This is a genomic window from Microvirga sp. 2MCAF35 (assembly GCF_052115545.1).
In the GTDB taxonomy this organism is placed as follows: domain Bacteria; phylum Pseudomonadota; class Alphaproteobacteria; order Rhizobiales; family Beijerinckiaceae; genus Microvirga.
On record NZ_JBFRGW010000003.1, the window covers coordinates 30,712 to 42,960 of the forward strand.

12 protein-coding genes are annotated in these 12,249 nt (G+C 64.5%); 6 read left to right on the forward strand and 6 right to left on the reverse strand.

The annotated features are described in order from the left end of the window. The first annotated feature begins 40 nt into the window (after positions 1-40). Positions 41-1,045 (forward strand): AraC family transcriptional regulator, encoded by a 1,005-nt coding sequence (locus tag AB4097_RS02200; RefSeq protein WP_442036818.1) that lies wholly within the window; start codon positions 41-43, stop codon positions 1,043-1,045. 107 nt (positions 1,046-1,152) lie between these two features. Here AB4097_RS02200 and AB4097_RS02205 read toward each other — a convergent pair whose 3' ends face one another. Further along, the gene (locus AB4097_RS02205; protein ID WP_442036820.1) at positions 1,153-1,803 is read right to left on the reverse strand and encodes a hypothetical protein; all 651 of its coding nucleotides are present in this window, start codon (positions 1,801-1,803) and stop codon (positions 1,153-1,155) included. Between the two features lie 565 nt (positions 1,804-2,368). On the opposite strand from AB4097_RS02205, the gene AB4097_RS02210 reads away from it, so the two are divergent. Then, positions 2,369-3,301: a DMT family transporter gene (locus tag AB4097_RS02210; RefSeq protein ID WP_442036822.1), complete on the forward strand. Its 933-nt coding sequence runs from the start codon at positions 2,369-2,371 to the stop codon at positions 3,299-3,301. Between the two features lie 57 nt (positions 3,302-3,358). Here AB4097_RS02210 and AB4097_RS02215 read toward each other — a convergent pair whose 3' ends face one another. Then, positions 3,359-4,249 carry a LysR substrate-binding domain-containing protein gene (locus tag AB4097_RS02215; RefSeq protein ID WP_442036824.1) on the reverse strand — a complete coding sequence of 297 codons (891 nt, stop codon included), beginning with the start codon at positions 4,247-4,249 and terminating at the stop codon, positions 3,359-3,361. Between AB4097_RS02215 and AB4097_RS02220 the strand changes: the two genes are divergently transcribed. Beyond that, the gene (locus tag AB4097_RS02220) at positions 4,244-4,798 is read left to right on the forward strand and encodes a DUF1127 domain-containing protein (protein ID WP_442036826.1); all 555 of its coding nucleotides are present in this window, start codon (positions 4,244-4,246) and stop codon (positions 4,796-4,798) included. The genes AB4097_RS02215 and AB4097_RS02220 overlap by 6 nt on opposite strands. 98 nt (positions 4,799-4,896) lie before the next feature. On the opposite strand, the gene AB4097_RS02225 is transcribed toward AB4097_RS02220, so the two are convergent. From AB4097_RS02225 to AB4097_RS02235, 3 genes are read right to left on the reverse strand one after another with little or no spacing between them, the layout of a single operon-like run. Beyond that, a complete protein-coding gene (locus AB4097_RS02225) occupies positions 4,897-5,613 on the reverse strand; it encodes a DUF937 domain-containing protein (RefSeq protein WP_442036828.1) in 717 nt (238 codons plus the stop codon). 37 nt (positions 5,614-5,650) lie between these two features. Continuing rightward, positions 5,651-7,030, reverse strand: coding sequence for an MATE family efflux transporter (locus AB4097_RS02230; protein ID WP_442036830.1), 1,380 nt, complete (start codon positions 7,028-7,030; stop codon positions 5,651-5,653). Further along, positions 7,030-8,880 (reverse strand): monovalent cation:proton antiporter-2 (CPA2) family protein, encoded by a 1,851-nt coding sequence (locus AB4097_RS02235; RefSeq protein ID WP_442036832.1) that lies wholly within the window; start codon positions 8,878-8,880, stop codon positions 7,030-7,032. Before AB4097_RS02235 ends, AB4097_RS02230 begins: the two co-directional genes overlap by 1 nt. Before the next feature lie 330 nt (positions 8,881-9,210). Here AB4097_RS02235 and ispH point away from each other — a divergent pair, with 330 nt between their 5' ends. The 3 genes from ispH to rnhA are packed head-to-tail and all read left to right on the forward strand — an operon-like array spanning position 9,211 to position 11,603. Then, positions 9,211-10,170 (forward strand): 4-hydroxy-3-methylbut-2-enyl diphosphate reductase, encoded by a 960-nt coding sequence (gene ispH, locus AB4097_RS02240; protein ID WP_442036833.1) that lies wholly within the window; start codon positions 9,211-9,213, stop codon positions 10,168-10,170. A 3-nt stretch (positions 10,171-10,173) separates the two neighbouring features. Then, the gene (locus tag AB4097_RS02245) at positions 10,174-11,139 is read left to right on the forward strand and encodes a homoserine kinase (RefSeq protein WP_442036835.1); all 966 of its coding nucleotides are present in this window, start codon (positions 10,174-10,176) and stop codon (positions 11,137-11,139) included. Beyond that, positions 11,136-11,603 carry a ribonuclease HI gene (rnhA, locus tag AB4097_RS02250; protein WP_442036837.1) on the forward strand — a complete coding sequence of 156 codons (468 nt, stop codon included), beginning with the start codon at positions 11,136-11,138 and terminating at the stop codon, positions 11,601-11,603. The genes AB4097_RS02245 and rnhA overlap by 4 nt, the downstream gene beginning before the upstream one ends. Before the next feature lie 135 nt (positions 11,604-11,738). Here the strand turns inward: rnhA and AB4097_RS02255 are convergent, their stop codons facing one another. Then, on the reverse strand, positions 11,739-12,221 hold the full coding sequence (locus AB4097_RS02255) for a peroxiredoxin (protein WP_442036839.1): 483 nt from the start codon (positions 12,219-12,221) through the stop codon (positions 11,739-11,741). Positions 12,222-12,249: the final 28 nt, after the last annotated feature.

Here is a 12,249-nt window from a genome sequence, read left to right on the forward strand (position 1 = left end):
GAGAACCCATGATGGGTTGCCGCCCAGCGCGGGCGGGGTCATGGCCCGGCTTGCAGTGGCCCGCCTCGCCGGAGCTAGCGTCGATCCCATCCCCCTCCTTCGGCAGGCGGGGATCACCCCCGCGCAGGTTGACGATACCGAGGCCGAAGTGGCAGCCGACGCGCAAGTCACGCTTCTCAATTTGGCCGCGGACGCGCTCCGGGATGACCTACTCGGGTTTCACCTCGCCCGAGAGTTCGACCTCCGGCAGGTCGGGTTGCTCTACTACGTGCTCGCCTCATCCGATACACTCGGCGACGCCCTGGCCCGGGCCGAGCGCTACAGCATCATCGCCAATGAAAGCATTGCGCTCAGCCGCATGCCGGGCAGCGAGATGGGCATCCGCTTCAGCTATGTCGGCATTCCGCGGCACGCGGACCGGCATCAGATGGAGTTCTGGATTACGGCGCTCGTGCGGGTCTGTCGGCATCTGACCGACACGGATCTCAGACCTGTCCGGATCTCCATGATCCATCCCCGCTGCGCCGCCTCGATGGCCCTCACAGACTATCTCCAGTGCCCGATTGTGTTCGGAGCCGGATCGGATGAGATCGGGTTCGCGCGCGGCGCGCCCCTGCTTCGGCTGGAGAATGCGGATCCCTATCTGAACAGGGTGCTGGTCCGCCAATGCGAGGACAGTCTGGCCCGACGCGTGAGGCCGACAGGACCATTCCAGGCTCGCGTTGAGAACGCGATTGCCCCGTTGCTGCCGCACGGCCGGGCTCGGGTGGGCGAGGTTGCAAACAGCCTCGGGATGAGCCGGCGGACGCTCGCGAGGCATCTGGCGGAAGAGGGCCTGACCTTTACCGACATCCTGGAGAGCGTCCGTCGAGACATGGCGCAGCATTATCTCAAGGATCCCAACCTGCCGATCTCGCGCATTGCCTGGCTGCTTGGTTATCAGGAAGCAAGTGCCTTCACGAACTCCTTCAGGCGGTGGACCGGGGTTACCCCGACGGAGATGCGCACCCGTCATCACAGCCATGCGACGGCAGCCCCGCATTGATCGGCAGGATGGCCGCGGGAAGTTACGGGTAGGGTCAGAAGCGCAAGCCAATTGCGGCGTCTTCGATGTCGGCTGACGATCTCTTCCTGGACACTGAGGCCGTTCCTCTAGATCCCCTCGCCACCCATGAACCACCATTCCCGTATCTCCCAGCCGTCGCCTTCCTCGCGGTTGATGCGCTCCAGATGGGCGGCGAGTTCGTCGCGCAGTTCGTGGAGGGTGCGGCGGGGTTTGGGGGCGTCGATCTCGTAGCCGGTGTCGACCTCGTGCGCGGGCAGGGGTGCGCGGGCGTGCTTGTCGATCTCGCCGAGGGTGCGGGTGAGGCGGGCAAGCGTTTGGAGGGAGCGTTCGGCGCGCTCGATGGGCTGGGTCTCCAGGATCTCGGCATGGCGCTCCGCGAGGCTCCAGAGCCGCTCGACGATGTGATCGCGCGGATGGGCCGATGGGGCGGACCGGCGCCTCGGGTCCGGTGAGGAGGGCGGGACGTCGGTGCGCCGGGGCGCGGCCTGCGGGTTGCGCCGGGCGATGGCGGGCGGCGGGGGCGCCGCGGCCGGACGCTTCCAGCCGCCTTCCTTGGCATAGCGCGAGATGGTCGCGGGCGAGACGCCGAGTTCCTGGCCGATCTTCCTGAGCGGGCGGGTGGTGCATTCCACCCATTCGCGCAGCAGGGCGATCCTCTCCGGCGGGAGCTTCTGCCGGAACCCCGAGGAACTCGCGTGGTCCGGGCCGGACGGGACAGGGGAGGAGGGAGACGTCATGGCAATCGGGCTTCACGATCTAAGAACAAAACAAGAACATTATAATGTGAGGCGGAGAGCGGTCAAGGTTGCGGTGAGGTGTCGGATCGGGTGAGTGGTTGCCGAATGAGGCGCTTCTCCCTCTCCCGGATGGGAGAGGGTTGGGGTGAGGGAGGGACGGTGCCGGAGGAGGCGCTGACGATTCCATGCCGCGGGCGGTGAACGGCGAGCGCTATCCTGAGATGGCCCGCCCTCACCCTTGCCCCTCTCCCGCCGGGGAGAGGGGATGCCGTGGCGGTGTGGGGCTTCTCCGATGAAGCGCATCGCTTCGGCTTTGGTCCTCACGCTCAATCCGCCACGCCATCCGGAATGACGGTCTTCCCCGAGGGCATGAGTTTGCGTTGGAACGCCCGTTCCAGCTGTTCCAACCGTTCCAACGCCGTTTCGGCGGGCCGTTCCAGGACTTGCCCTATGGGAAGCCTTGGAACGTCTCATCATCGTTCCAAGGGTGATCGATCACTTATCATCATTTGTCCTGATGCATGCCTGAGCGTATTCCGGGGACTTCGAGAGGGGACGGGACGCCATGACGGATGCTGCCGCGGCCATGCCGAATCAAAGCCTGAAAGGGCTCGACGGGACGACGTTGGGGCTCTACGCCGCCACCGTGCTCCTGTGGGGCGTGAGCTGGATCGGGATCCGGGCGCAGCTCGGCGTGGTGGCGCCGGAGATGTCGGTGCTGTGGCGGTTCCTGCTCGCGGCCGCGCTCATGTGGGGCTGGGTTCTCGCCACCGGGCACCGGGTGCGGTTTCCGGCGGCCGATCACCTGCGCTTCGCGGCGGTGGGATGCTGCCTGTTCTCGTTCAACTTCATCTCGTTCTATTACGGCGGCTTGAGCGTGCCGTCCGGACTGCTCTCGGTGGTGTTCTCGCTCGCCTCGGTGTTCAACCTCGTGCTCGGCTTCCTCGTGTTTCGGCAGAATGTCGAGCCGCGGGTGGCGCTCGGCGGCGTGGTCGGGGTCGCGGGAATCCTGTTCCTGTTCTGGCCGGAAATCACCGGTGCGGGCTTCAACGCGGCGGCGCTGAAGGGCCTCGCGCTCTGCGTGATGGGGACGCTGTTCTTCTGCTCGGGCAACATGATCTCGACGGTGGTGCAGCGCCGGGGCGTGCCGCTTCTCTCGGCCACCGCCTGGGGCATGACCTATGGCTGCGCGGTGCTGCTGGCGCTGAACCTGTTGCGCGGCAACGCCTTCATCATCGAGCCGACGATGAAGTACATCGGCTCGCTGCTTTATCTCTCGGTCGGCGCGTCGGTGCTGGCCTTCATGTCGTACCTCACCCTGCTGCGGCGGCTCGGGGCCGCGCGGGCGGGCTATGCCACGGTGCTGTTTCCCATCGTGGCGCTGACCGTCTCGACCCTGATCGAGGGCTATGTGTGGACGCCGCTCGCCGTGATCGGCGTCGTGCTGGCGCTTGCCGGCAACGTGCTCGTGCTGCGCAGACCCGCGGCGAAAGCCTGACTCCCTCTGTCGCGTTGTCTTATCGGCGAACCTGTATCCACTTCGCCGGGCAACGCGTTACTCTGCCGCCAGCGGCGCCATCGTGCGGGTCGAGCCGAGATTGTCGAGCGACTGCTTGATGTGGAAGCCGAGCGCATCCGCGAGCGGGTTCTCCTCGCCGCGGGCGCGGATCAGGCCGATCTTGCACGAGGGCAGGGCCGGGAAGCCGTCGGACGGTCCGAGGATCCGCATGCCGGGACGCACGGCGCTCTCGGGCAGAACCGAGACCGCGAGGCCCGCCAGAACGGCCGCGCCGACGGCGGTCGAGTGATAGCTCACATAGGCGACGCGGAAGGTCCGGTCGGCGCTTTCCAGTGCTTCCGTGGCGGAGTGGCGCCAGTCGCAGTTCGGGCGTCCGAGCGCCAGCGGAACGGGGCTTTCCTCGTGCACGCCGTGACGGGCCGAGGTGACCCATAGAAGCTGCTCGATGCGCACGATCTCGGACGGGCCGCGCCGGTCCACATGGGTGATGATCGCAAGGTCGAGATCCCCATGCTGCACACGCTCGATCAGGTTGTGGCTCGGCTCGCACACCACCGTCACCTCGGCCTTCGGGTTGGAGCGCGAGAAACGGGCCAGGATCTCCGGCAGGTAGCGGTCGGCGTAATCGTCGGGAAGGCCGAGGCGTACGCGCCCCGTGAGCTCGTGCTCGTTGAAGGAGGCCATGCATTCCGTGTTCAGCCGCACGATCCGGCGCGCGTAATCGAGCAGGCGCTCGCCCTCGTCGGTGAGCTTCGACAGGCGCCCGTCGCGCTCGAAGATCGCCTTGCCGACCCGGTCCTCCAGCCGCTTCATCTGCATGGACACGGCGCTCTGCGTCTTGTGCACGATCTCCGCCGCACGGGTGAAAGACCCCGTGTCGGCAATGGCCACGAAGGTCCGGAGCTGGTCGATATCAAGCAGATGCATGGCAACACCCTCATCATCAATCAAGTTGATGATACATATCTCAAACAATCGTTTCAAGTGATGAAAACCGTCTGGTACATACCTTCCCATGAAGAAACAGACTTCAGCAAAATCAAAGACTTGATTGGGAGTTTCCCGGAAGGAGCTCTCAGAAAGCATCTGGAAGGAGCTACCACTCCTATCAGTGCAACCCGATCGCAAGTGAGAGCAAGGAGACTTCCGATGAACCGGTCCGCATCTTCGCCAACGACCTTCTCAGGAACGGCCGCTCTGGGGCTGTTGGCCCGTGCCCTCACGAATCTAGTCGTCGCGTTGAAGCATCGCCGAGAGGTCAGGCACTTGGCCGAGCTCGACGATCGGATGCTCGCTGATATCGGCCTGACCCGCAGCGATGTGACGGGCGCACTCGACGAGCCTCTCATCCGCAATCCATCGTGGGTATTGGTTCGAAGTGCGTCACGGCACTCCCGAGCCGAGAGACTCGACTATTCGGCGAAGCCGGTCCGACCCGTGGTTCCCATGGTGAGGCCGCTTAAGCGCTGCGCCTAGAGCATCGAACGCAAAAGTGGGAACCGGTTTTCGTGCAAAGATGCGAGAAACCAAAATCTTGAAGCATCGGGCGTGAACTCGAACTCACGTCCGATGCTTCAGCCCTTCTTGTCCTGGCCCTGCCAAGCCTCCGTGAAGATCGACTGAAGGGACGCGAGATATTGCAGCTGCATCTCGCGTCCTTTTTCCACCATCTCGTCGAAGGACGAGGGAGGCTCCTCCTGCGGGGCTTGTGCTGGGGGTGCCTTGAGAACGCTCGCCATCATGTCCTCGAACGGGTTGGCATGCTTCTTCTCAGGCGTCGGCGCGGTCATCCATCCGGCCCAGAGATCGGCCCAGGGGTTGGAGCTGCCGGGCTTATCATTCGATGACGCGAAGGATTGCAGGGCCTGTGCATGTGCGGCCATCCAATGCGACATGCCCCCTGCCATGATGCCGGCCAGAACCGGCAGCAATTGCTGCATGGTCTCGGTGCTGATCCCCGCGTAATCGGCAGCCTGATGCGCCACGCGGCGGCTGACCTCGTCGGATCCGAAGAGCTGGTCCAGCAGCCGTCGGCCTTCCTGCTGGGCTTGCGGCGTAAAGGGGTTCCCGGCGGCCTGCCAGAAATTCTGGTAGGCGCCGCTCATCATCGGCTGAAAGAGGCGCATCGGGTCGCTGGACGCGGTGGCGTGCTGCAGCGCCATGGCGAAGGCCGGCATGAAGGCCGCCATGGTCTTCTGGGTCTGATCACCCGACAGGTTGAACTGCTGTGCGAGGGAAGCCAGGGCTGCACTGGTCTGGGCTTGGCGCATCAGGTCGAACCAATTGAACATGGCAGCCTCCTCCCGGTGAAACACTGCGGCTGAATTCTTACACCGCCGGGACAGCTTGCCTCTCCAACCGCCGGATTGTCCAGAACGCAGTGATGACGGCCGCGATGCCGAACACCACGGATCCTGCCCCGATGCCCACGAGGGCCCCCTTGGGCCCGCCGATCTCGGCGCCGAAATAGGCGAAGGGGATCATCCCCAGCGTAGCCCGGCCCCAGTTGAAGAAGGTGGACAGCAGCGGATAGCCAAGGTTGTTGAACGAGGCATTCGCCACGAAGACGAGGCTGACGAAGAACCAGATGAAGCCGCTGAGCTGGCAGAAGACCTGGACGATCTCGGCGGTAGCCGGAGGTGCGTTGAAGGCCCTGGTGATCGGAACCTGCATGAGGACGAGGAGCAGCCATACGCTGCCTACATAGACGATCGTGAAGGTCAGTGCGTCCTTGAGCGTTTGCATCATGCGGTCGTAGCGCTGCGCGCCCCAGTTCTGTCCGAGAACGGGGCCGATGGCGCCGGCGAGCGCGAAGACGCCGGCGAAGGACACGGGCGTGACCCGGTCTATGATCGCGGAAGCGGCAATTGCCTGATCACCGAACCGTGCCATCACGCCGGTGAAGAATGCATTGGCCGCCGGCGCCGCGATGTTGGTGAGAATGGCCGGGATCGCGATGGCGAAGAACGGCCTCGCATCGGCAGCAATCGTCTTCCAGTTCGGTCGACCCAGCAGGTCATGAGCGCGCGTGAGATAAAGAAAGCTCACATAGACATAGGCGACGCGCGCGATGTTGATGGTGATCGCCGCGCCGTTGGTCTTCAGGCCCAGTCCGAAGATGAGGATGGGATCGAGGACGACTGTGACGGCGGCAACCGACAAGGTGGCGTACATGCTGCGCTTTGCATCACCCGCCGCGCGCAGGACGGTGGAGAACGCCATGCCGATGGCCATGAGAACGTTGGTCGGCAGCGCGATCCAGAGGAAGTTGCGTGCCACCTCGTAGGTCTGCTCGCTGGCGCCGATCATGGTCAGGATGGTGGGCAGCAGGGGCAGGATGATGAGACTGACCACGGCCGCGACTGCCGCCATGAGGATGCTGCACGACGTCGCCAATCGACGCGCATCATTGGGCCTGCGCGCCCCGAGAGCGCGGGAGACGAGAGCCCCGATGGGGATCATCAGCCCCACATTGATCGAGACCGTGAAGAACATCACCACCGTGGCGAGGCCGACGCCGGCCGTCAGGCTCGGGTCGTTCAGCCAGGAGATGTAGAGAAGCGACACGAGGTCGACGATGAAGATAGCCACGAGGCCGGCCGCTCCCGTTCCCGTCATGACGAGAACGTGGCGCATGGTCGAGCCGATGACGAAGCGCGGGGGCTCGTTCGGTGCGTCGGCCCTTTTCACGGAAGGACTGGAATCCATCACGACACACCTTCGCCGAGAATGTCCCGCGTCTCGGGACTGAGAGCCCTGGCCCGGCTCGTGGGAGTGGTGAGCGGCTCGGGAGTGATCTTGGAACCCACCACCAGCTCGGCGCCGCCCATGGAGCCGACTTCCTTCTGCAGCACAAGGCGCGCGATATCGCGCTTGCGCACGTCATTGGCTGCGGCTGTAGCGGCCTCAGGCTCGGTCCCGAGTTCCTCGAGCGCCGCCCGCCCGAACACGATGGCCGATTCGAACACCTCGCGGATCTGATAATCCACGTCCCGGTTCATGAGTTCGATGGCGTGGATGCGGTCGAAGGCGCGCACGAAGCTGCGTGCATTCTGGAAGTTCTCGTGAATGATCTCGATGATCTTCAAGATGGCATCGTGATCGTCGATGCAGATGCAGATCATCTCGGCTTTTTCGGCGCCGGCCGCGCGCAGCACGTCGAGGCGGGTTCCGTCGCCGTAATAGACCTGAAGCCCGAAACGTCCCGCATCGCGAATGCGTTCCACATCCTTGTCGATCACGGTCGCCTCGATGCTTTGCGCCAGCAGGACTTGGTTCACGATCTGCCCGAAGCGGCCGAAGCCGATCACGAGAATGCGGCTTTCGAGCTCGCCTTCCTGGCCGAGAATACCTGATTCTTCAGGCTGCTCCTCGTTCTCGCCCCTCTTAGCGACCATTCTCTCGACGAAGGTCGACAGGAGCGGGCCCAGCAGCATGGTAATGGCGGCAAGTGCCGTGACGGGCTGCGCCTCCGCCGTCGACATGAGGCCGAGGCCCGTCGCCACGGGGAGCAGGACGAAGGCGAACTCGCCCGCCGTGCACAGCAGCGCTCCCGAGCGCAGCCCATCGCGCCAGCTCGCGCCGAAAAGGCGCGACAGGAGCGCGATAAGAAGGCTCTTGCCGACGATCACGACTGGGGTCGCAATGGCGAGCAGCATCCATTGCTCGCGGACAAGGGCGAGATCGATCGACATGCCCACGCTCATGAAGAACAGGCCGAGCAGCATGCCGCGGAAGGGCTCGATATCGGCCTCGAGCTGATGCCGGAAGTTAGATTCGGCGAGAAGCAGCCCCGCGAGGAATGCACCCATCGCCATGGAGAGCCCGACTTCCTGCATGAGCAGGGCGGCACCGAGCACGACGAGCAGGGCCGATGCGGTCATGACCTCGCGGGCGCCGCTGCGGGCGAGAATACGGAAGAAAGGGTTGAGGCCATAGCGGCCGATCAGTACGACCGCGCCGATGCCGAGCAGCGCTTCGCCGACGGCCAGAAGACGGTCCATGAGCGAGCCGTGCTCCGCAGCCGCGCCGGAGGCGAGAAGCGGCAGAACGGCCAGGAGGGGAACGACCGACAGGTCCTGGAACAGCAGGATCGCGAAGGAGCGCTGGCCGTAAGGCGTCTGCAGGTCGTTCCGCTCCCCAAGCATCTGCAAGGCGATGGCCGTTGCCGAGAGTGCGACGGCCGCTCCGGTGACGAACGAGGCCTTGGGTGTGAAGCCAACGAGATAGGCCGCGCCGCCGAGGCACAGGGTGGTCACGGCCAATTGAGCGAAGCCGAGGCCGAAGATGTCCCGCTTCATCTCCCAAAGATGGGACAGCTTCAGCTCCAGGCCGATGATGAACAGAAGCAGCACCACGCCCAGTTCCGCGACGGTGGCGATGGTCTGCGGATCCTCGACCAGGCTCAGGCCCGACGGGCCGATGGCCACGCCTGCCGCGAGGTAGCCCAGAACGGCGCTCAGCCCCAGAAGCCGGAACACGGGCACGGCCACGACGGCCGCCGCGCAGAAGGTCAGGACGGGCGGTAGGAAGCTGACATGGGAAGCAGTGGAGGCCATGAACGATCAAGGGAGGTGAGGGGCTATCTCACCTTTCTAGGGATTCTGACGGGCGAGGGCGAGCGTTTCTTGCCGAAGAGGCCCCGTTTCGTGCCTTGCCGCACAGATTCGCGCGCACAGATTCGCGATGGAGCCCTTCATTTTGGACTTGCCCCTCCTATGTCATCACCGGCCTCGTGCCGGTGATCCCGATCCCGTGAGGCGCGGCGCTTTTCCGTATCGGGATGGCCGGGACAAGCCCGGCCATCACGTCAGAGGGTGTCGCTCCGCCGCGAATAAGCGTCGCTCCCGCTTGACAGGAGGGGCTTCGTCTCGCCACATCGCCGGATCATGACGAAGCCCTCTCTCGACATTCAGCTCTGTGCCCCGCGCGGCTTCTGCGCCGGGGTCGTCCGTGCCATCGATGCGGTCGAGAAGGCGCTCGCGATCCATGGGGCGCCGGTCTATGTGCGCCATGAGATCGTGCACAACAAATATGTCGTGGAAAACCTGAGGCGGAAAGGCGCGGTCTTCGTCCGGGAGCTCGACGAGGTGCCCGACACGAAGGCTCCGGTGATCTTCTCGGCCCACGGCGTTCCCAAATCGGTGCCGGAGGCCGCGCAGGCCCGCAACCTTTTCGGGATCGACGCCACCTGTCCGCTGGTGACGAAGGTTCATCGCGAGGCTCAGGTCCACCACAAGCGGGGCCGGCACATCGTGCTGATCGGCCACGCTGGTCACCCGGAGGTGGTCGGCACCATGGGGCAGCTGCCCGAGGGGGCCGCCACCCTGGTGGAGACCGTGGACGATATCACCCGGCTCCAGCCGGTGGATCCGGACAATCTCGCCTTCGTGACCCAGACGACCCTTTCGGTCGACGACACCCAGGACATGGTGGACGCGCTGAAGACGCGGTTCCCGTCGATCGTCGGTCCTCACAAGGAAGACATCTGCTACGCCACCACGAACCGCCAGGGCGCGGTGAAACGCGTGGCGCCCCAGGTCGACGCCATGATCGTGGTGGGCTCGCCCAATTCCTCCAATTCCCAGCGCCTGCGCGAGGTCGCCGAACGGGAGGGATGCCCCCTGGTGCGCCTGATCCTGCGGGCCGAGGACATCGACTGGAGCCTGTTCGGCAATATTCGCAGTCTCGGCATTACGGCCGGGGCCTCCGCGCCCGAGATTCTCGTCGAGGAAATCATCGACGCCTTCGCCGAGCGCTACGAGGTGACCGTCGAGAGCGTGTCGACGGCGGATGAGAGCGTGTTCTTTCCTTTGCCTCGCGAGCTTCGTGAGCAGGCGGCGGAGTAAGCGGTGGCAGTCTATACGGAAGTCAGCGACGAGGAACTCTCGGCGTTCCTGGAAACCTACGACATCGGCACGGTGCTGTCCTACAAGGGCATCGCCGAGGGCGTGGAGAACACCAACTATTTCCTCCACACCACGAAGGGCTCCTATATCCTGACCCTCTACGAGAAGCGGGTGCGGGAGAGCGATCTGCCCTTCTTCCTCGGCCTGATGCAGCATCTGGCGCTCAGGGGGCTCAACTGCCCGCTGCCGGTCAATAACCGCCGGGGCGAGCCCCTGGGCCGGGTTGCCGGTCGGCCGGCCGTCATCATCACGTTTCTGGAAGGCATCGCGGTCCGCCGCCCCACGGCGCAGCATTGCGGAGCGCTTGGCGCCGCCCTGGCGAAGCTGCATCTGGCGGGGCAGGATTTTCCCATGCAGCGGCCAAACGCCCTCTCCCTTGAGGCCTGGGCTCCGCTCTTCGCTCAGGCCGAGGCTCAGGCCGACACGGTATCCCTGGGCCTTGCCGGGCGCACGCGGCGGGAACTCGCGAGCTTGGCGGAGGCTTGGCCCCGCAACCTGCCGTCCGGCATCATCCATGCGGATCTGTTCACCGACAACGTGTTCTTCATCGGCTCCGAGGTTTCGGGGCTGATCGACTTCTACTTCGCCTGCACGGATGCCTTCGCCTACGACGTCGCGATCTGCCTCAACGCCTGGTGTTTCGAGATCGACGCCTCGTTCAACCTCACCAAGGGCCGGGCGATGCTGGCAGGTTATCAGAGCGTCCGCAGGCTCGATGCGGACGAGGTCGAAGCCCTGCCGGTTCTCTGCCGTGGCTCGGCCATGCGCTTCATGCTGACCCGCCTCGTGGACTGGCTCAACGTGCCGCCGGGGGCGTTGGTGAAGCCGAAGGACCCACTGGAATACGACCGGAAACTCAACTTTCACCGCCATGTGAAGCATGCGCGCGAATACGGACTTGAAGCATGAGCGCCCCGGAACGCATAACGATCTATACGGACGGCGCCTGCTCGGGAAATCCCGGGCCGGGCGGGTGGGGGGCGATCCTGCTCTTCAAGGGCAGCGAGAAGGAGGTCTCTGGCGGGGAGGCCTACACCACTAACAACCGCATGGAAATCCGCGCCGCCATCGAGGGCCTGAATGCCCTCAAGCGGTCCTGCGCGGTCGACCTGTTCACGGATTCGCAATATGTGCGCCAGGGCATCACGCAATGGATGCACAACTGGAAACGGCGTGGCTGGCGCACAGCCGACAATAAGCCGGTGAAGAACGAGGATCTTTGGCGTGCGCTCGACGAGGCGGCCTCCCGGCACGACGTCGCCTGGCATTGGGTGAAGGGCCACGCGGACGATCCGACCAATATCCGCGTCGACGAGCTCGCCGTCGCGGCCATGAAACCCTTCAAGAAGAGCGGCCGGAGAGTGGGCGTCTGACTCTCCGGATCTTTTGAATTGTACGTCATGGCCGGCCTTGTGCCGGCCATCCCGCTTCTGTAGAGCGCCTCCACTTCTCCAATCGAGATCACCGGCACAAGGCCGATGATGACGGGGCAGGCGATATTCTGAAGATCAGAGATCCTTCATGATGTTGTCGGCGCCGGAATGCTGCGCCTTGGAGGGAGCGTCCTCCACGTTGATCGCCTTCACGACGCCGTCGTCGACGACCATGGAATAGCGCTGCGAGCGCGTGCCGAGGCCGAAGCCCGTGCCGTCCATGGACAGGCCGATGGCCTTGGCGAAGTCGGCGTTGCCATCGGACAGGAACTCGATGCCCTCGGCGCCCGAGGCCTTGTCCCAGGCCTCCAGAACGAAGACGTCGTTGACCGAAGTCACCAGAATCGCGTCGACGCCCTTGGCCCTGATCTCGTCCTTCTTCTGGACGTAACCCGGCAGGTGGTTGCGGTGGCAGGTCGGCGTGAAGGCGCCGGGAACGGCGACGAGCACCACCTTGCGGCCCTTGAACAGATCGTCCGTCGTTTTCGCCACCGGTCCATCCGGCGTCATGATGCGGAAGGTGACCTGGGGTAGGCGTTCTCCAACCTGGATGGGCATGGGTTATGACTCCAAAGGAATGCCGTTC